Annotated in this window: 26 protein-coding genes; 17 read left to right on the top strand and 9 right to left on the bottom strand. The window is 67.8% G+C overall.

Going from position 1 to position 22496, the window contains the following annotated elements; translation table 11 throughout:
- Position 1 precedes the first annotated feature (1 nt).
- Genes GV068_RS22795 through GV068_RS22785 form a run of 3 tightly spaced genes read left to right on the top strand, consistent with a single transcriptional unit; the run spans position 2 to position 3165 of the window.
- On the top strand, positions 2–817 hold the full coding sequence (locus GV068_RS22795; RefSeq protein WP_159703390.1) for a DUF4198 domain-containing protein: 816 nt from the start codon (positions 2–4) through the stop codon (positions 815–817).
- A gap of 3 nt (positions 818–820) precedes the next feature.
- A complete protein-coding gene (locus tag GV068_RS22790; RefSeq protein ID WP_229464431.1) occupies positions 821–1825 on the top strand; it encodes an FAD:protein FMN transferase in 1005 nt (334 codons plus the stop codon).
- Positions 1822–3165 (top strand): sulfite reductase subunit alpha, encoded by a 1344-nt coding sequence (locus GV068_RS22785; protein WP_159703387.1) that lies wholly within the window; start codon positions 1822–1824, stop codon positions 3163–3165. The genes GV068_RS22790 and GV068_RS22785 overlap by 4 nt, the downstream gene beginning before the upstream one ends.
- Before the next feature lie 36 nt (positions 3166–3201).
- Here GV068_RS22785 and GV068_RS22780 read toward each other — a convergent pair whose 3' ends face one another.
- Positions 3202–3573: a KGG domain-containing protein gene (locus GV068_RS22780; RefSeq protein ID WP_159703384.1), complete on the bottom strand. Its 372-nt coding sequence runs from the start codon at positions 3571–3573 to the stop codon at positions 3202–3204.
- 268 nt (positions 3574–3841) lie between these two features.
- Here GV068_RS22780 and GV068_RS22775 point away from each other — a divergent pair, with 268 nt between their 5' ends.
- From GV068_RS22775 to GV068_RS22740, 8 genes are all read left to right on the top strand, one after another.
- Positions 3842–5383: an ATP-binding protein gene (locus tag GV068_RS22775; RefSeq protein WP_159703381.1), complete on the top strand. Its 1542-nt coding sequence runs from the start codon at positions 3842–3844 to the stop codon at positions 5381–5383.
- Positions 5380–6042, top strand: a complete 663-nt coding sequence (locus GV068_RS22770; protein ID WP_159703378.1) for a response regulator — start codon at positions 5380–5382, stop codon at positions 6040–6042. Before GV068_RS22775 ends, GV068_RS22770 begins: the two co-directional genes overlap by 4 nt.
- Positions 6043–6117: 75 nt before the next feature.
- Complete coding sequence (locus GV068_RS22765) at positions 6118–7185, top strand: S41 family peptidase (protein ID WP_159703375.1); 1068 nt, start codon at positions 6118–6120, stop codon at positions 7183–7185.
- Positions 7186–7223: 38 nt separating this feature from the next.
- Positions 7224–7685 carry a hypothetical protein gene (locus GV068_RS25040; RefSeq protein ID WP_201303337.1) on the top strand — a complete coding sequence of 154 codons (462 nt, stop codon included), beginning with the start codon at positions 7224–7226 and terminating at the stop codon, positions 7683–7685.
- 50 nt (positions 7686–7735) lie between these two features.
- Positions 7736–8125 (top strand): BlaI/MecI/CopY family transcriptional regulator, encoded by a 390-nt coding sequence (locus GV068_RS22755; protein WP_159703372.1) that lies wholly within the window; start codon positions 7736–7738, stop codon positions 8123–8125.
- 1 nt (position 8126) lies between these two features.
- Complete coding sequence (locus GV068_RS22750) at positions 8127–8303, top strand: oxidoreductase-like domain-containing protein (RefSeq protein WP_159703369.1); 177 nt, start codon at positions 8127–8129, stop codon at positions 8301–8303.
- 82 nt (positions 8304–8385) lie between these two features.
- The gene (locus GV068_RS22745; RefSeq protein ID WP_159703366.1) at positions 8386–8850 is read left to right on the top strand and encodes a DUF421 domain-containing protein; all 465 of its coding nucleotides are present in this window, start codon (positions 8386–8388) and stop codon (positions 8848–8850) included.
- A 191-nt stretch (positions 8851–9041) separates the two neighbouring features.
- Positions 9042–9176, top strand: coding sequence for a CHRD domain-containing protein (locus GV068_RS22740; protein ID WP_229464429.1), 135 nt, complete (start codon positions 9042–9044; stop codon positions 9174–9176).
- 61 nt (positions 9177–9237) lie between these two features.
- On the opposite strand, the gene gluQRS is transcribed toward GV068_RS22740, so the two are convergent.
- The gene (gene gluQRS / locus GV068_RS22735) at positions 9238–10149 is read right to left on the bottom strand and encodes a tRNA glutamyl-Q(34) synthetase GluQRS (RefSeq protein ID WP_159703363.1); all 912 of its coding nucleotides are present in this window, start codon (positions 10147–10149) and stop codon (positions 9238–9240) included.
- A gap of 22 nt (positions 10150–10171) precedes the next feature.
- Positions 10172–10672, bottom strand: coding sequence for a nuclear transport factor 2 family protein (locus GV068_RS22730; RefSeq protein WP_159703360.1), 501 nt, complete (start codon positions 10670–10672; stop codon positions 10172–10174).
- A gap of 248 nt (positions 10673–10920) precedes the next feature.
- Here GV068_RS22730 and GV068_RS22725 point away from each other — a divergent pair, with 248 nt between their 5' ends.
- The 5 genes from GV068_RS22725 (at position 10921) to GV068_RS22705 (ending at position 15766) form a co-directional block, all read left to right on the top strand.
- On the top strand, positions 10921–11301 hold the full coding sequence (locus tag GV068_RS22725; RefSeq protein ID WP_159703357.1) for a hypothetical protein: 381 nt from the start codon (positions 10921–10923) through the stop codon (positions 11299–11301).
- Between the two features lie 32 nt (positions 11302–11333).
- A complete protein-coding gene (locus tag GV068_RS22720; protein WP_159703354.1) occupies positions 11334–12023 on the top strand; it encodes a response regulator transcription factor in 690 nt (229 codons plus the stop codon).
- Positions 12010–13230: a sensor histidine kinase gene (locus tag GV068_RS22715; protein WP_159703351.1), complete on the top strand. Its 1221-nt coding sequence runs from the start codon at positions 12010–12012 to the stop codon at positions 13228–13230. The genes GV068_RS22720 and GV068_RS22715 overlap by 14 nt, the downstream gene beginning before the upstream one ends.
- 87 nt (positions 13231–13317) lie before the next feature.
- Positions 13318–14955: a phosphoethanolamine transferase gene (locus GV068_RS22710; RefSeq protein WP_229464428.1), complete on the top strand. Its 1638-nt coding sequence runs from the start codon at positions 13318–13320 to the stop codon at positions 14953–14955.
- A complete protein-coding gene (locus GV068_RS22705) occupies positions 14936–15766 on the top strand; it encodes a phosphatase PAP2 family protein (protein WP_229464426.1) in 831 nt (276 codons plus the stop codon). Before GV068_RS22710 ends, GV068_RS22705 begins: the two co-directional genes overlap by 20 nt.
- Here the strand turns inward: GV068_RS22705 and rnk are convergent.
- The 6 genes from rnk to GV068_RS22675 form a co-directional block, all read right to left on the bottom strand.
- Positions 15711–16118: a nucleoside diphosphate kinase regulator gene (gene rnk, locus GV068_RS22700; RefSeq protein WP_159703345.1), complete on the bottom strand. Its 408-nt coding sequence runs from the start codon at positions 16116–16118 to the stop codon at positions 15711–15713. The two genes, GV068_RS22705 and rnk, sit on opposite strands and share 56 nt — an antisense overlap.
- Before the next feature lie 299 nt (positions 16119–16417).
- Positions 16418–17362 (bottom strand): hypothetical protein, encoded by a 945-nt coding sequence (locus GV068_RS22695; RefSeq protein WP_159703342.1) that lies wholly within the window; start codon positions 17360–17362, stop codon positions 16418–16420.
- A gap of 122 nt (positions 17363–17484) precedes the next feature.
- Positions 17485–19743 (bottom strand): aldehyde oxidoreductase molybdenum-binding subunit PaoC, encoded by a 2259-nt coding sequence (gene paoC / locus GV068_RS22690; RefSeq protein ID WP_159703339.1) that lies wholly within the window; start codon positions 19741–19743, stop codon positions 17485–17487.
- Between the two features lie 15 nt (positions 19744–19758).
- On the bottom strand, positions 19759–20709 hold the full coding sequence (locus tag GV068_RS22685; RefSeq protein WP_159703336.1) for a xanthine dehydrogenase family protein subunit M: 951 nt from the start codon (positions 20707–20709) through the stop codon (positions 19759–19761).
- Positions 20706–21356 carry an aldehyde dehydrogenase iron-sulfur subunit PaoA gene (gene paoA, locus GV068_RS22680; RefSeq protein WP_159703333.1) on the bottom strand — a complete coding sequence of 217 codons (651 nt, stop codon included), beginning with the start codon at positions 21354–21356 and terminating at the stop codon, positions 20706–20708. Before paoA ends, GV068_RS22685 begins: the two co-directional genes overlap by 4 nt.
- A gap of 246 nt (positions 21357–21602) precedes the next feature.
- Positions 21603–21929: a TfoX/Sxy family protein gene (locus GV068_RS22675; protein ID WP_159703330.1), complete on the bottom strand. Its 327-nt coding sequence runs from the start codon at positions 21927–21929 to the stop codon at positions 21603–21605.
- Between the two features lie 113 nt (positions 21930–22042).
- Here GV068_RS22675 and GV068_RS22670 point away from each other — a divergent pair, with 113 nt between their 5' ends.
- Complete coding sequence (locus GV068_RS22670) at positions 22043–22468, top strand: hypothetical protein (protein WP_159703327.1); 426 nt, start codon at positions 22043–22045, stop codon at positions 22466–22468.
- The last annotated feature ends 28 nt before the right edge of the window (positions 22469–22496 follow it).

Genomic DNA, 22496 nt, shown 5'->3' with positions numbered 1-22496 from the left:
CATGAACCACCTCGTCAAGAAGACCATCCTGTCGCTGGCGCTGGCCAGCGTTTCCTTCGCCGCCAGCGCCCACCGCGGCTGGATGCTGCCCTCCACCGGCTTCGTCGAGAAGGAAGAAGCCTGGGTCACCATCGACGGCGCGATCTCGGAAGGCCTGTTCGAGTTCGACCACATGCCCCTGCGCATGGACGGCGTGACCGTCACCGATCCGGACGGCGCGACGACGCCGGCAACCGGCGCGGTGCTGGGCAAGGTCCGCTCGACCCTCGACCTGCGCCTGCCGAAGGACGGCACCTACCGCATCGCGATGGTGTCGAACAACGTGATGGGCAGCTACAAGCTCAATGGCGAAGAAAAGCGCTTCCGCGGCACCGAGCAAAGCGTGGCCAAGGAGATCCCGGCAGGCGCGACGGACGTCAAGAAATCGACCACCCACACCCGCATGGAGACCTTCGTCACCGCCAACAAGCTCTCCACCGGCGCCCTCAAGCCAAGCGGCGAAGGCCTGGAGCTGGTCCCGGTCACCCACCCGAACGACCTGCGCGCCGGCGAAACCGCCAAGTTCCGCTTCCAGCTGGACGGCAAGCCGCTGCCCAACTTCCCGTTCTCGCTGGTGCCGGCCGGCGTCAAGTTCCGGGGCACCATCAACGAAATCCGCCTTACCACCGACGCCAAGGGAGAAGCCAGCTTCAAGCTGCCGGAACCGAACCGCTACTGGATGAGCGCCAAGTACCCGGTCGAGCAGCCGAAGGGTCCGGGCGAGCCGGGTTCGCGCCGCTACGCTTATTCGGCGACCTTCGAGATCCTGCCGGAATAAGCAGTGCGCGCAGTTCTCGTTCCGCATGCGATCGACCTGGCAATGCCTGCCGCAGGCAGCACACTGCACCAGGCCGCCGGCCGCTCGATGGGTACCAGCTGGTCGGCGCGGATGCTGGTCCCGCCGCATCTGGATGCCGACATCGACGCGGCGCTGCAGCGCGAGCTGAACGAGATCGTCGCGCAGATGAGCCATTGGGAGGAAGCCTCCCTGCTCTCGCGCTACAACCGCGCCCCCGGCGGCAGCTGGCATGCGCTGCCGCCGCAGTTCTTCGACGTGATCGACTTCGCGCTGCAAGTGCATGAAGACACGGCCGGCGCCTACGACCCGGCTGCGGGTGCGCTGGTCAACCTGTGGGGCTTCGGCTCTTCGGCGCGCCACGATCAAGCGGACTTCAGGGCGCCCGGTGCGCACGAGGTGGCAGCAAGGCTGGCGCGCCGTGCGCAGGCCACGCCGCAGCTCGACCGCGCCGGCCGACGCCTGCTACAGCCGGGCGGCGCCATCCTCGATTTCTCCTCCATCGCCAAGGGCTACGGCGTCGACCGCCTCGGCATCTGCCTCGAACGCCTCGGTGTGCGTCACTACCTGGTCGAAGTGGGCGGCGAACTGCGCGGCGCCGGCGTCAAGCCGGGTGGTGAACCGTGGTGGGTCGAGATCGAAGGCGTGCCGGACGGCGGCGCCGGACCGGAAGCCGTGATCGCCTTGCACGGCCTGGCGATCGCGACCTCGGGCGACTACCGCAGCTACTTTGATCATGGGACGCAGCGCGCCTCGCATACGCTCGACCCACGCACCGGGCATCCGATCGCCAACGGCGTCGCATCCTGCACCGTGGTCGCCGGCACCTGCATGGCCGCCGACGCGCTGTCCACCGCGCTCACCGTGATGGGCACGCAGGCAGGGCTGGCCTTCGCCGATGCGCGCGGCATCGCGGCGCGCTACCTGGTCCGCAATGCCGGTGGACTGCAGGAACACCTGTCTACCGCCTGGCGCGAGCTGCTCCAATGACGCTGACCATCGATCCCGTGCGCCTGGGCGGCGCCCTCGCCCTCTCCAGCGGCTACCTGGCCATGTGCCTGGCGATCTGGCGCGCCCGCGCCATCCGCCGCAGCCTTCCGGCCGGCGACGCCGACTGGCTGGTGGTGTACGCGAGCCAGACCGGCAGCGCCGAATACCTGGCGGGACGCACCGCCGACACCTTGAACACCGGCGGGCTATCGGCGCGCGCGGTCTGCATGTCCGACCTGCCCGCCGGCGCACTGGCGCAAGCCGGCCGCGTGCTCTTCATCGCCAGCACCTATGGCGAAGGCGACGCACCCGATACCGCTGCGCGCTTCGCCGGCGAGACCATGAGCGCCAGCGCCGACCTCGCGCAGCTGCACTACGCCGTGCTGGCGCTGGGCGACAGCAGCTACACAAATTACTGCGGCTTCGGCCGCGCGCTCGACGGCTGGCTGGCCGCGCATGGCGCCACGCCGCTGTTCGACCGCATCGACGTCGACCGCGGCAATGCCGACGCACTGGCCGCATGGCAGCACCACATCGGCCGCCTGGCCGGCACCGCCGATGCCCCGGATTGGGAAGCCCCAGGCTACGGCGAATGGCGCATCCTCGAACGCGAACTGCTGAACGCGGGCAGCGCCGGCGCCCCGCTCTACCGCATCGCCCTGGCGCCGTGCGCGGGCGCGCTGCCGGCCTGGGAAGCGGGCGACCTGGCGCAGGTCAGCGCTCCAGGCGACCCGGAGCACCCGCGCGAATATTCGATCGCCTCCCTGCCTTCGGAAGGCCGATTGGAACTGATGGTGCGCCTGCAACGGCGCGAGGACGGCAGCCTGGGCGCCGCGTCCGGCTGGCTGTGCGAGACCGCCTCCAGCGAGGACGTGATCCGCCTGCGCCTGCGCGCGCACCAGCGCTTCCGCCTGAACGGCAACGCCGCGCGTGGGCTCATCGCGATCGGCAACGGCAGCGGCCTGGCCGGCCTGCGCGCGCTGATCAAGGCGCGCATCGACGCCGGCAACGGCGACAACTGGCTGCTGTTCGGCGAACGCAATGCGGCTTGCGATTTCCTGCGCCGCGACGAGCTGCAGGGATGGCTGGCCGGCGGCGGTCTGGCCCAGCTCGACCTGGCCTTCTCGCGCGACCAGGCGACACCGCGCTACGTGCAGCACCTGGTGCGTGAACACGCACAGGAACTGCGCAGCTGGGTCGAGGAAGGCGCCGCGATCTACGTCTGCGGCAGTTTGCAGGGAATGGCCGGCGGCGTGCACGAGGCCTTGGCCGAGGTGCTCGGCGCCGGGAAGCTCGACGTGCTCACGGCCGAAGGCCGCTACCGCCGAGACGTTTACTGATCACCCGCCCATGACGGGCGGGTGTAGAGGTGCTGCTTAACGCTTGTCGTTCTTGTGGCTCTGCGAGCCGGCCTTCGCATGCTGTTCCGGCGAGCCGCCGCGGGTGTTGCCGCTGCTTGCCTGGTTGCCGCCACGGTCACCGCTCTGCTGGCCGCCACCGCCGCCGCTTTGCTGGTTACCGCCGCCGCCACCGCCGCCGTGGCTCATCGAGCCCGCACGACGTGCTTCTTCCGAAGTGAACTCGTGGGCATTGCCCGATGCGTGCGCCGCACGGCCGCCTTCGGAAGCGATTTCACGCTGCTTCTGTGGATCCATCGATGCGAAACCGCGGTTGCTGGTATCGCCGCTCTGCTTGTTGTTGCCGCCCTGGTTGCCGCCCTGGTTGCCGCCTTGGTTTTTCGATGCCATAGTTGCCTCCATACATTGTCAAAGGATCAGCCGGAAGTGGCTGAGACAGGTTCATCCTAACGAAGGCAGGCACAGCGGACCACGGAAGTTCGGCACACATTTTGTAGGAATGCGCCTTGCACCATCCTGGCGCATTCTCTGTCAGACATTGAGAAATTGAATGTTCAATATTTTCCATTTTGACCACGCTTAGAATAGGATGATCGTGCGTTTGCGATTCACAGAACGAATTCTCCCGATCCACGTAGTCCCACGCTGACCTGACATTGTGAAATTCTCCATCGGCCACCGCCTGTTCCTCTCAGTCTTGCTCGCCATCCTGGCGGTGGCGGCGGGGGCGGTCTACCTGCTGCGCCAGAACGTGCTGGCCGGTTTCGGCGACTACGCCGTGGGCATCGAACTCGACCGTCTCGACGAGCTCTCGGGCGCCCTGGCCGCGCGCTACCAGGCCGAGGGCGGCTGGCAGTTCCTGCCCGCCGGCGACGCCCGGCGCGGCTGGATCGCGGGCGAGCTGGCGCGCCTGCAGGACGAACGCCGGCGCCGCCCGATCGCCTTGCCCGCAGCCCCCGCTGCGCCGGCCGCCCCGGCAATGCCGGCGTCGGTAGTCGGTGTGGTCGCGCCACCCGCGCCCCCTGCACCGCCCGCTCCGCCCGCTCCGCCCGCGCCGCCTCTGCCGCCACCGCGCCTCGACGCCCCGCGCGCCGACGGCGTCACCTACGACCTGCACCAGCGCGTCACGCTGTTCGATGCCGAGGGCAGCTACCTGGCCGGCCGCATCCCCGGCGCGCTGCCGCTCGCGCGTAGACCGATCGAGGTCGATGGCCGCACCGTCGGCTACCTGGGCGTGGCGCGCAGCCACCGCCCAAGCGACGCGATGGCCCTGGCCTTCCTCGAACAGCTGCGCAGCAGCCTATGGCTGATCGTGGCGGCCGCGGTCGCGTTGAGCGCGCTGGCCGCGATCCTGCTGGCGCGCCACTTCCGCCAGCCGATCCGGCAGCTGGCCGAAGGCGCCGGCGCGCTGGCCGGCGGCCGCTTCGATGTGCGCCTGCCGGCCGCGCGCAGCGACGAGCTGGGGGAACTGGCGCGCCACTTCAACGCGCTCGCGCAGCAGCTGGAGAGCGCCGAGGGCGCGCGCCGCCAGTGGGTGGCCGACACCTCGCACGAACTGCGCACGCCGCTGGCCGTGCTGCGCGCGCAGCTCGAAGCGGTGCAGGACGGCGTGCGCAGCGCCACGCCGGAGACGCTCGAGGCCATGCTGCGCCAGGTGCTGGCACTGAACAAACTGATCGACGAGCTCTACGCGCTGGCGCGCGCCGACGTGGGCGCGCTCGACTGCAAGCCGGTCGCGCTCGACCTGTGGGACTTCGCGAGCGCGCAGGCACAGGGATTCGCGGCGCGCCTGCAATCTGCTGGCCTGGGGCTGGACCTGGGCGCGGCGCCGTCGCAGCGCGTGGTGCTGGCCGACCCCGACCGCCTGCGCCAGGTGCTCGACAACCTGTTCGAAAACAGCCTGCGCTACACGACGGCGGGCGGACGCCTCGCCCTGCACGCGCACGCCGATGCGGGCCAGCTGCATCTCGTCCTCGACGACAGCGCACCCGGCGTGCCGGACGACGCCCTGTCCCGACTGGCCGAACGCTTCTACCGCGTCGACGCCTCGCGCAGCCGCGCCCACGGCGGCGCCGGCCTCGGCCTGGCGCTGTGCCGCCGCCTGCTGGAGGCCCAGGGCGGCAGCCTGCTGTTCGCGCACTCGCCGCTCGGCGGCCTGCGCGTGACCGTCTCCCTGCCGATGGCGGGAGGCGCAGCATGAGCCAGGCCATCATGATCGTCGAGGACGAACCGGAACTGGCCGCGCTGGTGGCCGACTACGCGCGCGCCGCCGGCTACACGCCGCAGGTCTTTGGCGACGGCCGCGAAGCCCTGGCCGCGATCCGCGCCAATCCGCCCGCGCTGGTGGTGCTCGACCTGATGCTCCCTAGCCTCGACGGCCTGTCGCTGTGCCGCGCGCTCCGCGAAACCAGCGAGCTGCCGGTGATCATGGTGACCGCCCGCGTCGAGGAAATCGACCGTCTGCTCGGCCTGGAAGCCGGGGCCGACGACTACCTGTGCAAACCCTTCAGCCCGCGCGAACTGATGGCCCGCATCAAGGCCATCCTGCGCCGCGCCGGCGCCGCGCCGAGCGCACCCGTGCTGGCGATCGACGACACGGCGCGCCTGGCGCGGGTCCATGGCCAGCCGCTCGACCTGACGCCGAGCGAGTTCGCGATCCTGGCTGCGCTGGCGCGCCGTCCGGGCCAGGTGTTCTCGCGCGCCCAACTGCTCGACGCCGCCCACGCCGACAGCCTGGAGGCCACTGACCGCGCCATCGACAGCCACATCAAGAACCTGCGGCGCAAGATCGACGCCGCAGCACCCTGCCTCGAACCGATTCGCTCGATCTACGGGCTTGGCTACCGGTTCGACCTTTAGGGAGAGGATTGAACGGGAACTTTCTTGCTTCATCGCGGCAATACCGGTAGAGCCTTTACCATCGCAAGGAAGCACATGACATACCTACGCCTGCTCGCCGCGCTTCTCCTTGGCGCAGCCTTGTTCCTCCCGTCCCCGGCCGCGCTGGCCGACCGCGGCGCCGTCATCGACCGCACAGCCCAGATCCTGCGCGAACGCTACCTCGACGCCGCGCTCGGGGCCAGGCTGGCCGAAGGCCTGCTGGCGCAGATAACCGAGCTCGACAAGGTGTCCGACCCGCAGGCCTACGCCAAGGCGGTGACCCAGGCCATGCAGGCGATCCAGCCCGACCTGCACCTGCGCATGAGCTACGAACCGCAGTCCGATTTCGTGCCGGGTACGACCGCGCCAGGCGCCGTGACGGTGGCCGGGCCCGGCGGGCAGGTCCGCCAGGTCATGCGCACCGGCCGCATCGACGGCCGCGACAGCGCCACCATCGCCCGCACCAATTTCGGCTTCGACGCGGTCCAGCGCCTCGACGGCAACGTCGGCTACCTGCGCCTGTCGTCCTTTGTTCCTCTGGACCTGTCGCGCGCGACGGCGGAAGCGGCGATGCGCTTCCTCGCCAACAGCGACGCCCTCATCATCGACCTGCGCGGCAACTACGGCGGCTCGCCCGACACGGTCGGGTTCATCCTGAGCCACTTCTATGCGCCGGAAGCGCCGCCGATCTTGCTGCATGCTTCCGAAAACCGGGCAGCCGGCATCCGCAGCGAGGTGAAGACAGACCCGGGGCTGGGCAGCAAGTCGCTGGCGAACGCGCCGGTGTACGTGCTGATCGATCGCCGCAGCGCATCGGCCGCCGAGATGCTTGCCTACAGCGGCGCGCGCGTGGGCCGCGTCAAGGTGATCGGGGAGACCTCGGCCGGCGCCGGCAACGGTGGACTCAAATATTCGGTGGGTGACGGTTACGCCTTGTTCATCGCCGAGTGGAAGCTACTCACCGGCCCCGGCTGGGAACGCGTGGGCGTCAAGCCGGACGTGGCGGTGGAGCCAAGCGCCGCGCTGGCCACGGCCCATCGGCTCGCGCTGCAGAGCTTGGTCGAGCAGGCCGGCGTTCCCGCCTTGCGCGAGGAGCGCGAGCGGGCGTTGAAGAAGCTCTAATCCATCTTTTCTCCACATTTGGCAGGCAGGATGTCTCCATGGCCCGCCGCACCGTGCGGGCCGCAGCCAAGGAGACCACCATGCATACCAAGAACCAGGCCATCGCCCTCGTCGCATTGCTCGGCTTCGTCGCCGCCGCCGGCAGCGCCCAGGCCGGCGTCCACGTCCACTACAAGTGCGAATCGACCGTGAAGTGCCCGCCGCCTCCGGCCCCGCCCGCGCCGCCGGCGCCCCCTGCTCCGCCGGCCCCGCCTCACCTCGCCATGGCCCACTTCGCACCGCCGGCGCCGCCCGCTCCACCTGCCCCGCCGGCGCCGCCCATGCCGCCATCGGTGGAGCTGCCCGAGGTGCCCGCCGCGGCCCATGCGGCCTGCGCCGGCAAGGCCGAGGGCACCCGCGTCACCCACGTGCTGCGCAAGGGCGAGACCATGACCGGGGTGTGCGAGCGCGAAGACGGCAAGAACGTGTTCCAGCTGCGCGAGTACAGCCTGAAGGACTGATGTGCAGCTGAAGGCTCGACTTGGCGGTCTAGATCATTTATTCTAGATCCATGACGAACCCCGACGTACCCGCCAAGCCGACCCCATCCGAACTGGAAATGCTGCGCCTGCTGTGGCAGCTCGGCCCCGCCGCCGCGCGCCAGGTGCACGAGGCGGCGGTCGAAACGCGCCCCGACATGGCGTACGCCAACGTGCTGCGCCTGCTCCAGGTAATGCACGCCAAAGGCCTGCTGTCGCGCGACGAAAGCACCCGCGCCCACGTCTATGCGCCGGCCCAGCCGCAGGACAGCCACCAGTCCAGCCTGATCAAGGACCTGATCCACAAGGCCTTCTCCGGCTCCGGCAAGGAGCTGGTGCTGGCCGCCCTGCGCGGCCACGTCAGCAAGAAGGATCGCGAGGAAATCCAGCGCATCCTGAACGGCGACAAGGCCGGCAACTAGCATGCGCCCGCGTCCCGTCCCGCCGCTGCAGCCCGAGCTCGAGGACTGCTGCCGCAGCGGCTGCATGCCCTGCGTGTTCGACCTCTACGACGAAGCGCTGGCACGCTACGAGCGCGAGCTGGCCATTTGGGAAGCCGAGAACGCCGCCACCACGCCGGCGCCACCCGCTGCCTCCTGAACCTGGCAGCAGCGCACGCTTGAAATCGAAATATTGACGTTTTGATTACAATGAACCCATCGGTGTTTTGCACGGAGGGGTTATGTTCGACATGGATCTTCCATGGTGGGAGTTCATCGTGCGCGGCCTGGCCGTGTACCTGCTGCTGCTCGTGATGGTGCGCCTGTCCGGCCGCCGTACCGTCGGCCAGTTCACACCCTTCGACCTCCTGGTCGTCATGCTGCTGTCCGAAGCCGTGTCCAACTCGCTCAACGGCGGCGACAATTCGCTGATCGGCGGCCTGATCGCGGCCGCTACCCTGGTGGCCATCAATTCCGCCGTTGCCCTGGTGAACTCGCGCAGTCCGAGCATCGAAAAGCTGGTCGAGGGCAGCGCCATCCTGATCGGACGCGACGGCGTGTTCTTCGAGAAGGTCGTGCGCAACTGCCGCCTGTCTGATTCCGACCTCGAAGAAGCCCTGCGCGAGCACGACTGCACACGCCAGGACATGAAATGCGCCTTCCTCGAGACCGACGGCGAAATCACCATCCTGCGCAAGCCGCACTAGCCAAGCAACACCCTTTTTTTTTGCGCTTATTCCCGAGGTACGTTCATCCCCCGTACGGTGTGGACGAGGCGAAATTTGTTGCGCTACTTTCTTCTGCAGTACGCCCGCCGGGTGTGCTGTTGCATTCATTCCTGATCAGGAGCTTCAATCTAGTAGCTAATGAGACAGGCCTATGTGCGCAAATGTGACGCTTGCGCGCCGGCGCGGCGCTGCTCGATGCCATGAACGACAACCGGGCTTACCTCAACATCCACACGACGCAGTATCCGAACGGCGAGATCCGCGGTTTCGTGGTGTCGGCGCCGATTTCGGAACCGGCCACCTGAGGCATGCTGGGAGCCGGCCTGGTCGGACTGGCGGTGATGTCGCGCCGCCGGCCCGGCATGGTCAAGTGATTGATGCACCCGGGTGCCGGGCCAGCAACTGGCCCCAGGCCGGTATCGCCGCGCGCCAGAAGGCGTCGAGCGACGCCGGCCGCTCCAGCGCCAGGCCGAGGAAACGCGCGGCCTGCAGCAGGGCATCGATCGCCCCCGCCTCGTCGCCCGGCGCCACCGCCAGCGCGCCGGTCTGCTTCGACAGCTTTTCGCCGTTCTCGTTGCGCACCACCGGCACGTGCAGGTAGCGCGGCGTCGGCGCCCCGAGCACGCGCTGCAGGAAGATCTGGCGCGGCGTCGAATCGAGCAAGTCGGCCCCGCGGACGATATCCGTGACGCCCTGCTCGGCGTCGTCCACCACCACCGCCAGCTGGTAGGCCCAGAAACCGTCGGCGCGCTTCAGGACGAAGTCGCCGGATTCGCCGCTCAGGCGCTGGACCACCTCGCCCGCGAAGCGGTCGATGAATCCGATCACGTCGTAGCCCGGTTCCGGCACGCGCAGACGCAGGCTGCGCATGTTGCGGCCCTCCTGCAGGCCGTAGCGACAGGTGCCGGGATAGATGGCGGCGCCGTCGGGCGCGAAGCCGAGGCGCGAATCGGCGATCTCGCGCCGGTTGCAGCCGCAGGGATAGGTGTGTTCGACGATGCGCTCGGCGGCGGCCTGGTACAGGTGCTTGCGACGGCTCTGCCAGACGATCTCGCCATCGGCATGCATGCCGAGCGTGTCCAGCAGCGCCAGGATGCCCTCGGCGGCGCCGGGCACGCTGCGGCCTTCGTCGATGTCCTCGATGCGCACCAGCCAGGCGCCGTGGTGCCAGCGCGCGTCGAGGTAGCTGGCCAGTGCCGCGACCAGCGAGCCGGCATGCAGCGGGCCGGTCGGCGATGGTGCGAAGCGGCCGATGTAGGGGGGATTCAGTTGCGACATGCGGCGATGATAAGCGCTCCGCTTATTTACCGGCTGGTTTGCCGGCCTTCTCGTGCTCCGCGATCAGCTTGGTCACCTGCCCAGCCACCTCGTTCGGCACCGCCATCGACAGCTGGTAGTGCACGATCTCGAAGCCCTTGGCCGTTTTGCGGATCACGCCGCTGGCCATGCAGGGCCCCATGTTCGGCGTGTCGAGCAGCTCGTCGAACCAGATCAGCAACTTGTCCGCCGAGGCATACACGTTGCGCCGGGTGGCCTTGAAGCTCCAGGCGGATTTGCGCTCGAAGTATTTCTTGGCCCAGGCCTTGAAGTCGTCGCGCTGCCACAGCTCGGTGCGGTCGGTGCCGATGTAGACGCCGTCCTTGGCCATCTTGTCGAAATAGGCCATGCGCGCATTGGCCGCGTCCTCGTGCCACTCGTCCACGAAAGCGTTGACCTGCTTGGTCAGGGCGGCATCGGTTTCGGCATGGGCGAAGCTGAACAGGCCCAGGCACAGGAAGGCGGCGGCAAGGAATCGTTTCATGGTCTCTTTCTTTAGTTGTTTGTCATTAAACGGTCAAACGCGCCAACGATAATCTAAAGAAAACAGTTTGCCAACGCCGGGGCGCACCCCTGTTCCGTTTGCTTTACTTTAACGCTTTCTTAACATCCGGCGGCCTACGCTTCAGTCAAAGCCATGTGGCTATGACAACATTCCTTCAAAGGCAACACGTAGTGAGCAAGCCCTTGCACCTCCGTTCCGATGCCATATCAATCCAGCAACTGTTGGTATTGGAAGGCATTGCGCACCGCCTGACAAGGAAGTACCCGCCCGACTGGCTGGAACGCCAGGGTCGCTCGCTCTACCTGGCCACCGTCGCCACCTCCTTCCTGACGGCGGTGCTGCTGGGCCTCGCCTGGGGCCCGTGGTGGGGCTTCCTGGTGCCGCTCTTCATGCCGACCTGCGTGCTGGTCTTCCTGCCCTGGCTGCTGTGCGGACGGGTGACCGGCCGCCCGCGCTGGGCTCACCCGCTCGCCGTGCTGGACCGCCCGGACGCCGAACTCCTGCGGCGGGTTGTTGCATCTGTGGAATATGGCCAAACCGTTAGTGGCGAAGCCTTCTTCACCATCCTGTGCCGGGCCCACCGCGCCGCCAACTATCGCCATGGCTGACTGCACACGCGCCTCTGCACTAGAATAGGCGGATGCGCATCCTCATCGTCGAAGACCATCCGGACATCCTCGCCAACCTGTACGGTTTCCTGGAACCCAAAGGCCACCAGCTCGATTCCGCCCGCAACGGCTATGGCGGGCTGGCGCTGGCTTCCGAAAACGACTACGACGTCATCATCCTCGACGTCGGGCTGCCTGGCCTGAACGGCCTGGAGCTTTGCCAGAAGCTGCGTACCGAGCTCGGCAAATCGACCCCGGTGCTGATGCTGACCGCGCGCGACAGCCTGCCCGACAAGGTGGCCGGCTTCGACAGCGGCGCCGACGACTACCTGGTCAAGCCCTTCTCGCTGGTGGAACTGGAAGTGCGCCTGAAGGCGCTGGTGCGGCGCTCGGCCGCCACCCACGCGCTGCACACCACCCTGCGCTTCGGCGAGCTCAGCTACGACCCGGACATGCAGGAAGCCGCGCGCGCCGGGGTGCCGGTGCAGCTCACCAAGACCGGCTACATCCTGCTGCGCTGCCTCCTGGTGGCGGCGCCACGCATCGTCACCCGCGAAACGCTCGAGCAGGCCGTGTGGGGCGAGGACCGCCCCGACAGCGATGCCCTGCGCACCCACATCCATGCGCTGCGCCAGGCCATCGACAAGCCTTTTGCGACGCCCATGCTGCAGACCGTAGCCGGGGTCGGCTACAAGCTGGTGCAGGCGGATGCGAAGCGCTGATTCCTTAAAACGGCGCATTGTCGTCGCATTCGTCCTGTTCGGCCTTGGCGCCTCGACCTTCTTCGCCTTCATCGCAGCGGTGGCGGTTGAAGGCATCGAGGTGCAGCTGGTCGACAAGCGGCTCGAGGCGGCGGTCGCCTGGGCCGCGCCGCGCCAGGCCGCTGGCCTGGACGTCGACATGCCGGCCGGCCTGCGCTTCCAGCGCAATGAAGCCATTCCCGCGCCGCTGCGCAACCTGGCCGACGGCGTGCACAAGGTCGACGTCGGCACCACCCGCCTGCACGTGCTGGCCGGTCACGACGCGCGCGGCAACTGGGTGCTGGTCGACCATGAAAGCGATTACGACAAGATCGAAGTGGTGGTGTACTCGATGTTTGCGGCGGTGATCGTCGGCTTCGTGCTGCTCGCCACGATGCTGGGCGGCTTCCTCGGCACCCGCGTGGTGACGCCGATCAGCGAGCTGGCGCTGGCGGTCGGCAGTGACAGCGCCCCGGCCGCCCTCACCGGCCGCAAGGACGAACTGGGCGTGCTGGCGCGCGCGCTGGTGGCCCACACCACCGAGCTGCGCGCTTTCCTGGACCGCGAACGCTACTTCACCGGCGACGTCAGCCACGAGCTGCGCAGCCCGCTCACCGTGATCATGGGCGCCGCCGAGATCCTGATGCAGGAAGCCGCGCCTGCCGTGCGCGGTCCGGCCGAGCGCATCTACCGCGCCGCGCGCGAAGCGGCCGAATGCGTCACGGTGCTCCTGCTGCTGGCGCGCGCGCCGCAGCTCGGCACGCTGGCGCCGGTCCCGCTCGAGCAGGTCGCGGAAGAGGAAGTGGAAAAATACCGCATGCTGGTGGCCGGCAAGCCGGTTGCGCTGCGCTTCGTCGACGGCCCGTCGCTGGAGGTGCGCGCCCCGCGCGAACTGTGCGCGGCCGCGATCGGCAACCTGGTGCGTAACGCCTGCCAGTACACCGACCGCGGCGAAGTCGTGGTGCGCCTGCTGCCGGGCCAGGTGGTGGTGGAAGATACCGGCCCCGGCCTGCCGCCGGCGGTGGTCGCCACGCTGGGCAGCGGCGGCGCACCGTCGAGCGGCTCGGGCGGTACCGGACTCGGCCTGGCGCTGGCGCGCCGCATCTGCGATTTCCTGGGCGCCGGCTTCGCCTACGAAGCGCGGGTTGATGGCGGCAGTCGTTTTACGCTCACGTTCACACAGCCTTAACATCCTGCTGACGAGCGGCTCACGAGCCGTTTCGTATCCTTCAGGAATAGCGTGGCCATTCCGGCCACCTGCTCAGAAGTGATACAAGTGCAAAACGTCCTGTCCCGGCGCATCAGCGCCAACCTGCTCGTCTTTACCGTCGCCCTGCTGCTGGCCACCGTCGGCAACTTCAATTTCTGGTCCAACTTCGTCCATGCGGTCGGCGGCTTCTCGCTCGCGCGCCTGCCGGTGCTGGCCGGCAGCTTCGCCATCGTGGTGCTGCTGTTCTATGCGCTCCTGACGCCCTTCAGCTTCCGCTTCGTCGTCAAGCCGGCGCTGATCGCTTTCCTGCTGACCGCCTCGGCCTCGGCCTGGTTCATCAACCAGTACGGCGTCGTGATCGACAAGGCCATCATCCAGAGCATCTTCGAAACCGACACCCGCGAAGCAACCGAGTTGCTGAATTGGCACATGGTGCTGTTCGTTGCCGTGACCGGCGGCCTGCCCTCGCTTCTGGTGGCACGTGCGAAGTTGCAGTACCCGCAAGGCGTGCGTGGGATCGCGCAACGCGCTGGCATCTTCGCCGGTGCGCTGGCGCTGGCGGCGCTGCTGCTGGTCCTGCTGTTCAAGACCTTGGCGCCGGCGGTGCGCGAACACCGTGAACTGCGCTACCTGCTCACCCCGACGAATGCCGTGCAGGCGCTCAACGGCTACCTGCGCAACCGCTGGAGCACGCCGGTTCCGCTGCAGGAAATCGGCCGCGACGCTACCAAGGGCAGCCGCTGGGCCGGCCAGACGCGCCGCACCGTGACCGTGATCGTGGTCGGCGAAACCGCACGCGCCGCCAACTTCTCGCTCAACGGCTATGCGCGCGAAACCAACCCGCGCCTCGCGCACGAGGATGGCCTGATCAATTTTGCCAAGGTCGAGTCCTGCGGCACGGCCACCGCGGTATCGGTGCCCTGCGTGTTCTCGGCCATGACGCGCGAGCGCTATGACGACAACAAGGCCAAGCACCAGGAAGGCCTGCTCGACGTGCTCAAGCACGCCGGTTTCCGTGTCCACTGGCGCGACAACAACTCGGGCTGCAAGGGCGTGTGCGACCGCGTGGAATTCGTCGACGTCTCCAACCCGAGCACCGGCAGCCGCAATTGCGCGGGCGACGAATGCTATGACCAGGACCTGCTCGAGGGCCTGCCGAACCTGATCCGCCAGTCGACCAAGGACCTGGTCATCGTGCTGCACCAGAAAGGCAGCCACGGCCCCGCCTATGCGCACCGCTATCCCGCCGGCTTCGGCCGCTTCGGCCCGGTCTGCAACAGCAGCGAATTCGAGACCTGCACCCGCGACTCGATCGTCGCGGCCTACGACAACACCATCCTCTACACCGACAGCTTCCTGGCCGACACCATCGACCTGCTGCGCAAGACCGCCAGCGAGTCAGGCGTGGACACCTCGATGCTGTACTTCTCGGACCACGGCGAATCGCTCGGCGAAGGCAATATGTACCTGCACGGCGCGCCCTACCTGTTCGCCCCCAGCGAGCAGACCCACGTGCCGATGATGCTGTGGATGTCGGACGGCTTCAGCCAGCGCTTCCGCATCGACCGCTCTTGCCTGCAGGCGCGCGCCGACCAGCCGCTCTCGCACGACAACGTGTTCCACTCGGTGCTTGGCATGCTGAATGTCGAAACCGCCGTCCTGAATCCGAAACTGGACCTGTTCCATGCCTGCGTACGTAACTGAAGCAGAAGACGCGGGCGTATCGGAAGTGATGAAAGTGCGAGGTCGGGAACAACTGCTGGAGACGGCGACCGCGATCCGGCTCGCCCTCTTGCTGCTGCTGACGGCGCTCCTGATCTACGCGCTGGAGGCGCGCACCGACATCGACCTGCGCATGGCGGATGCGCTATACGACCGGGTGACCGGCGCCTTCCCCTGGCGCGAAGCCTGGCTCACCGCGACCTTCAGCCACCGCATCGCCAAGACCGCGCTGACGGTGTGCGCCGGCCTGCTCATCGCGCTGGCCGTGGGCGATGCGATCTGGCCGCAGGCGGCGTTTGACCGGCCGCTGGCGCGCTTACGCCTGCGCGTGGTCGCATGGTCGGCCGTCCTAGTTCCGGTCATCACCAGCCTGCTCAAGCAGTCCAGCAACGCCCACTGTCCCTGGGACCTGGCGCGCTACGGCGGCAAGGAGCCCTACCTGCGCCTGTTCGAGGCGCTGCCACCCGGCATCCTGCCCGGCCACTGCCTGCCGGCGGGACACGCCTCCAGCGCGCTGTGGCTGGTGTCGCTGGTGGTGCTGTGGTTGCCGGGTCCTGGACGCAAGGCCTGGCGGGTCTTGGCCGCCTGCCTGGCGCCGGGCTTGGGCCTGGGATGGATGCAGCAGATGCGCGGCGCGCACTTCCTGAGCCACACCCTGTGGTCGATGTGGATTGCCTGCGCCATCGTGCTGGGGCTGGTGGTGGTGTTGCAGGCGCGAGTCAAGCGCCTGCCCACGCTCAGCGGTGATACTGCCCGTCGCGCTCCGGCTGGTACTCGATTGCCCGGACGCTGACATTGAACAGGGCGCCATCCGGGCGCTCCCAGCTGATGGTGTCGCCTACCTTCAGGCCGAGCAGCGCGGTGCCGACCGGGGTCAGGATCGACAGCTGCTCGGGGTTGCCGTTCATGTCTTTCGGATAGGTCAGCGTCATTGTCACGTCCTGCCCGGCGTCGTCGAAGGCGAAGCGCACGCGCGAATTCATGGTGACGACGTCGGGTGGCATCTCCCAGGGTTCCGCAAGTCCGGCGCGGCCCAGTTCATCGAGCAGCGCGTCGCGCGCGTCGGCCTGGGCGGCAGGCAGGGAATCCAGCATGCGGTCGAGGCGGTCCATATCCAGCCATGACACGAGGATGGTCGGTTTCATTGTTCACTCCTGATCGTGCCCGCACGGCGGCGGGCAATTGGCGATGACGGCTGCGATGGCAGCCGCCGGTATCGGTGTGGAGTAGGCTCGGGAGGACGGCTAAACGCGTGCAGAGGTCCTCACCGAGCCCGGACGAGCCAGGCGAGGTTGCGCGACGACTGCTGCACCGCTCGGGAGACGGCGGCGCAGTCACGTTCCACGGACGCGGCAAAGCCCCTGCCCTGCTGGCAGGCGGCGTTGGCCGGCAATGTGAAGCGTGGTGGATACATGAGGGCAGTATAGCCCTTATCCCGCATCCGTCAACGGCGTTGGCCGAATCCCCAATGCGCGCAGGCCGCGAACGGCACCAGGAAGGGATACAGTCCCCACACCGCGCGCCCGTCGACGCGCACGCACAGCGCCGCGTACAGCGGCGGCAGCGCCATCAGCACGAGCAGGCTGGCGAAAGGCCGCAGCGCTTGCGGCGCGGCGCGCCAGCCCAGCAGCGCCAGCGGCACGATCGGCAGCGCGGCGCCGATGATCGTGGCCAGCGAGCGCCAGTCGCCCAGCGCATGCAGCACCTGCTCCCAGCGCGGCGACCAGGTGTAGCTTGGCAAGCCCGTGACCAGCCACCAGCGCACCGCCATGATCCAGGCGCCCGCCGCGGCGAGGAAGGCCAGGCCCGGCAGGATGGCGATGCGGCGCATCGCGACCAGCCACACCAGCAGCAGGATGTTCTCCTCGCGCACGGCGGTCCCTAACAGGCCGGCAACAGCGGCCAGCCAGGGCTGGCCGCACAGCAGCGCCAGCACGAAGGCGGCGCGCGCGCACACCGAGCCCGGGTCGACCACCAGATAAGGTGCGAACCAGAAGGTCGGCACCGAGACGATCATCAGGAGGCCCGCCATGACCGCACGCCGCGGGCCGAGTCCCACGCGTAGCGCGCAGGCCGACATCAGGCAGGCGCCGCTCGTGACCAGCAGCCAGTTCAGCATCGCGAAGCCGTTGTGCAGGTCGCCGGGGATGATCGAGGCCACGGCCGGCACCAGCAGGCGGTAGGGGAAAGGCGCCACCAGGGTGCTGGCCGGGATCTCGCCGCGCAGCCAGCGCGCGGTATCGTAATAGGCCTGCGAATCGGCGACGGTGCCACCCCAGCGCCATACCATGACCACGCAGGCCAGCAGCGCGAAGCCGGCGGCCAGCTGGATCCAGTCGATGCGGCGGATGGGAACGAGAGAGGTGGTGCTACCTGGTGCTGACAGCATCGTACTATGTGCTTGAGACGTCAAAGCGCAGGAGGATAACAGAAGCACAAGCGGATATTTACGCGCATTTTCACTTTGACGGAAATGCGCAGGGGTGGCCGGTACGCCGGCCACCCCTCACATCACACCGACAAGGGCATCTTGGCGATCAGCTTGTCGAGCGTGATCGGATACTCGCGTACCCGCACGCCGGTGGCGTTGTACACGGCGTTGGCGATCGCCGCCGCCACGCCGCAGATACCCAGCTCCGCGATGCCCTTGGCTTTCATGGGCGAGGACATCGGATCCACCTCGTCCAGGAAAATCACTTCCTGGTGCGGGATGTCGGCGTGCACCGGCACCTCGTAGGTGGCGAGATCGTGGTTGACGAAGTAGCCAAGGCGCTTGTCGACCGCCAGCTCCTCCATCAGCGCCGCCCCCGCCCCCATCGTCATCGCACCGATCACCTGGCTGCGCGCCGTCTTCGGGTTCAGGATGCGCCCGGCCGCGCACACCGCCAGCATGCGACGGATGCGGATCTCGCAGGTCCCCGCATCGACGCCGATTTCCACGAAGTGGGCGCCGAAGGTCGATTGCTGGAAGCGCGTGTTGATGTCGCCGTACTCGATCATGTCTTCGGCGACCAGCTCGCGCTCGCCCACCGCCTGTGCCAGCGGCAGGCTGCGCTCACCGACGCGGATCAGGCCATCGGCAAAGATCGCGCGTTCCGGTTCGAAGCCGGCCTGGCGCGCGACAGCCTCGCGCAGCTTCATGCAGGCGGCGTATACGCCCGCCGCCGAGTTGTTGCCGCCCCACTGCCCGCCCGAGCCGCAGGAGGCCGGGAAGCTGGAGTCGCCCAGGCGCACCCGCACCCGCTCCAGCGGCACGCCCATCATCTCGCTCGCGGTCTGCGCGAGGATGGTATAGCTGCCGGTGCCGATGTCGGTCATGTCGGTTTCCACCGTCAGGATGCCGCGCCGGTCGAGGCGTACGCGCGCCGCCGACTTGGTGAGCAGGTTGTCGCGGAAGGCCGCGGCCATGCCCATGCCGACCAGCCAGCGGCCGTCTCGCACGGAACCCGGCTTGGCGTTGCGGCGTTCCCAGCCGAAGCGCTGGGCGCCGGTCTGCAGGCACTGGATGAACTGGCGCTTGGAGAACGGCGGATGCGGATTGTGCTTTTCCTTCTCCGGCTTCTTCGACTGCGGGTCGTTCGAGGCCGGCTTTTCCGGATTGTCCGGCACCACCTGGGTGTCGTTCGCGATGCGGAACTGGACCGGGTCCATGCCCAGCTTCTCCGCCATCTCGTCCATCGCGATCTCGAGCGCCGCGAGGCCCGGCGCCTCGCCCGGCGCGCGCATCGCGTTCGCTTCCGGCAGGTCCATCTCGGCCACGCGGTTGGCGGTCATGCGGTGCTCGCCCGCGTACAGGGAGCGGGTCTGGGTCGCGGCGTTTTCCGGCGAGCCTTCCTTCAGGTTGCCGGACCAGCTTTCGTGCGCGATCGCCGTGATCTTGCCTTCGCGCGTGGCGCCGATGCGGATGCGCTGCAGGGTCGCCGAGCGGTGCGTGGTGTTGTTCGGGATGAGCGCACGCTGCAGCGGCACGCGTACCGGCCGCCGCGCCGCTTTTGCCCCCAGCGCCGCCAGCACCACGTCGGCGCGCAGGAACAGCTTGGAGCCGAAGCCGCCGCCGATATAGGGCGACAGCACGCGCACCTTGTCCTTCGGCAGGCCCAGAGTCTTGGCCAGGTCGCCCTTGGCCCAGGCAATCATCTGGTTCGAGGTCCATACCGTCAGCTGGTCGCCATCCCAGGCCGCCACGCTCGCATGCGGCTCCATCATCATGTGCGACTCGTGCGCGGTATGGTACTCGGCGTCGAGCTTCACCGGGCTCGATGCGAAGGCGCCGGTGAAGTTGCCGACCTTGGTCTCGGCCGCTTCCTTCTTCGGTGCGATGGCCTTGCTTTGTACCGCCTTCAGGTCGAAGGCGCCCTTGTCGCGTTCGTACTTGATGCGCACCAGGGCCGCGGCGTCGCGTGCCTGCTCGAAGGTCTCGGCCACCACCAGCGCCACCGCCTGGTGGTAGTGCTCGATGCGCGGGCCGCCCAGCAGCATGGCGGTGTTGAAGTTACCCTTGGTGAGCTTGCCCGCGTTCTGCGCGGTGACGATCGCGATCACGCCCGGCGCGGCCTTCGCGGCCGCCAGGTCCATCGAGACGATGCGGCCGGTCGGAATGGCGGAGCCGATCACGTAGCCGTGCGCCTGGTTCGGCATCACGTCGTGGCGGTCCATCGCGTAAGGCGCGGTGCCGGTGGTCTTGAGCGGGCCGTCGATGCGGTCGATCGGCTGGCCGACTACCTTGAGCTGGTCGATCGGGTTGGTCGTGGCTGGTTCGTTGAATTTCATGGCTGTCCCTTCCGCTTATGCTCGTGCATCGGCGATGGCTGCGGCCAGGGCGCGCTCGACGAGCGGCACCTTGAACGCGTTGTCCTCGGTCGTGCGGGCGCCCTGCAGCACACCGCCGGCGACCGCCTGGGCTCCGCGCGCGAAGGCGCCTTCGGCCGCCTCGACGCGCCACGGCTTGTGGGCCACGCCGCCGAGCGCCACCCGGCCGCTGCCGTCGCGCTGGATGATGGCTGCCACCGACACGATCGCGAAGGCGTAGGACGCGCGGTCGCGCACCTTGCGGTAGCTCTGCACGCCCCCTAAGGGCGGCGGCAGGGTCACCGCGGTGATCAGTTCACCGGGCTTCAGGTTGTGATCGATGTGCGGGGTGTTGCCCGGCAGGCGGTGGAAGTCGGCGATCGGGATCACGCGCGTCGCGCCGCCCGGAGACACCGTCTCGACTTGCGCGTCGAGCACGCGCATGGCCACTGCCATATCGCTCGGGTGGGTCGCGATGCAGGCATCGCTCTGGCCGACGATCGCATGCAGGCGGGTGAAGCCGCCGATGGCGCTGCAGCCGCTGCCCGGCTTGCGCTTGTTGCAGGGTACGTTGGTGTCGTAGAAGTAGGGGCAGCGGGTGCGCTGCAGCAGGTTGCCGGCGGTGGTGGCCTGGTTGCGCAGCTGGCCCGAGGCGCCGGCCACCAGGGCGCGCGTGAGCACGCCGTAGTCGCGCCGCACGCGCGGGTCGGCCGCCAAGTCGGAATTGCGCACCAGCGCGCCGATGCGCAGGCCGCCATTTTGCGTTGGCTCGATGCGGTCGAGCGCCAGGTCGTTGACGTCGATGAGGTGGGACGGCGTTTCGATCTGGAGCTTCATCAGGTCGAGCAGGTTGGTGCCGCCCGCGACAAAGCGCGCGTTCGGGTGGCGCGCGGCGGCGTCGGCGGCTTCCTGGGGCGTCCTGGCCCGTTCGTAGGTAAAGGCTTTCATCGCTTCACTCCCGCCACTTCGGCAATCGCTTCCTGGATGTTGGAATAGGCGCCGCAGCGGCAGATGTTGCCGCTCATGCGCTCGCGGAATTCCATGTCGGTGGCTTGCAGCGGCGCGTTCAGGTCGGCGGTGACATGGCTCGGCATGCCCATCCTCACCTCTTCCAGCATGCCGACGGCGGAACAGATCTGTCCCGGGGTACAGAAGCCGCACTGGTAGCCGTCGTGCTTGACGAAGGCGCGCTGCAGCGGGTGCAGGTTGTTCGGGGTGCCGAGGCCCTCGATGGTGGTGATCTCATGGCCTTCCTGCATCACGGCCAGCGTCAGGCAGGAGGTGGTGCGGCGGCCGTCGATCAGCACCGTGCAGGCGCCGCACTGGCCCTGGTCGCAGCCCTTCTTGCTGCCGGTGAGGTGCAGGCGGTCGCGCAGCGCGTCCAGCAGCGTGGTGCGCGGATCGACCTGCAACTGGTGCTCGATACCGTTGACTTTCAGGCGGACGTTCATGGTGGTCGGGGTAGCCGAGTTGGCCGGTGGAGCGGCGGGCGCAGCTTCGGCGGGCGCCGCGAGCTGGGAAGCCACGGCGACACCACCGACGGCGACAGTGGACGCCTTGAGCAGCTGCCGCCTGTTTGGATCGAAGTCGGGCATCGTTCTTCCTTTCTTGGGCATGGGCAATATGGACCACCGCGCTTCCGAATTGACGAAAATGCGGTCGCGACCGAAGCCAAGAACATAACGCTTTTTACAATTTCGAGGCGTGCAGTTCGCCTGCGCGGCGGCTATCCGATTGTAGGCGCGTAAAAGGAGGTTTTTTCGTGCGAAAAATGCAAGGGCTTATGAATGTGGCTCATGAATACGAGCCACTTATCAGTACAGGGCGTACTGAAAGGACGCTCAGGCTTTGAGCTTCTTCGGTTTGGGCAGCGGCATCAGCGCCGCGGTGTCCTCGATCAGGCGGCGGAGCAGCTGGGGATCGTCGAGCAGCTCGTCGGCGATCGGATAATCCTTGGCGCCGGGATATGGTGGGCCTTGCGGCAGGTCCGGGGCGAGCGCCGCGACGGCCTTCGAAGGCTTGATGTACAGGCTGTTATCGCAGGCGAAGGCGACCACCTTGCCGTCGAGGTAGAGGGCGAACTCGCCGAACATCTTCTTGTGCGTCAGGCGGCTGCCCAGCCCGGCTACTTCGGCCACGTAGTCCACGAAACTCTGCTCGGTTGCCATCCTCTGCTCCTCTTTATTCACTGCTCATAATCGTGCGGGCCTTCATGCACCCATAAGTATTCTGCCAATACTTTTGGATACAGTCAGCAACTCATCCACTCCACGACACGACGATGAAAGCCTGGCTCCCAACGATCCTCGTACCGCTCTGCCCCGTCTTTGTCGCCTATGCGGACGCACCACCGGCGGCCAGGAACACGCTGCAGGACCCGTTCGCCCTCCCCGCCCCTCAGCCGGCGCCGCAGCCCGGCGCGCGGCCAAGCGACGAGGCGATCCGGGCCGCCGTTCGTGCTACGCTGGAGGAGATGCCGGAGACGCCGATGCCCGCCACCGGCCAGGCACTGGGTGGCGGCGCCTATCGCGAATTCGCGCGCCAGTTCTCCCAGGCGGAAAAGCCGCACTGCATGGGACCGAACCCGCTGAAGCATCAACCGCCCGGCTTCAGCACCAAGAACTGGAATTTCGGTTTCACCGGCATCATGGCCCTGCCCTTCTGGGGCGCCGCTATCTTGAGAGGAAAGTGCAATTGGACCCGCTAAAGCCTGACGACACCGAAGCACACCACCA

The organism is Massilia sp. 9I (assembly GCF_902506415.1).
Classification (GTDB): domain Bacteria; phylum Pseudomonadota; class Gammaproteobacteria; order Burkholderiales; family Burkholderiaceae_D; genus Telluria.
This window is presented reverse-complemented; position numbering and strand designations above follow the sequence as displayed.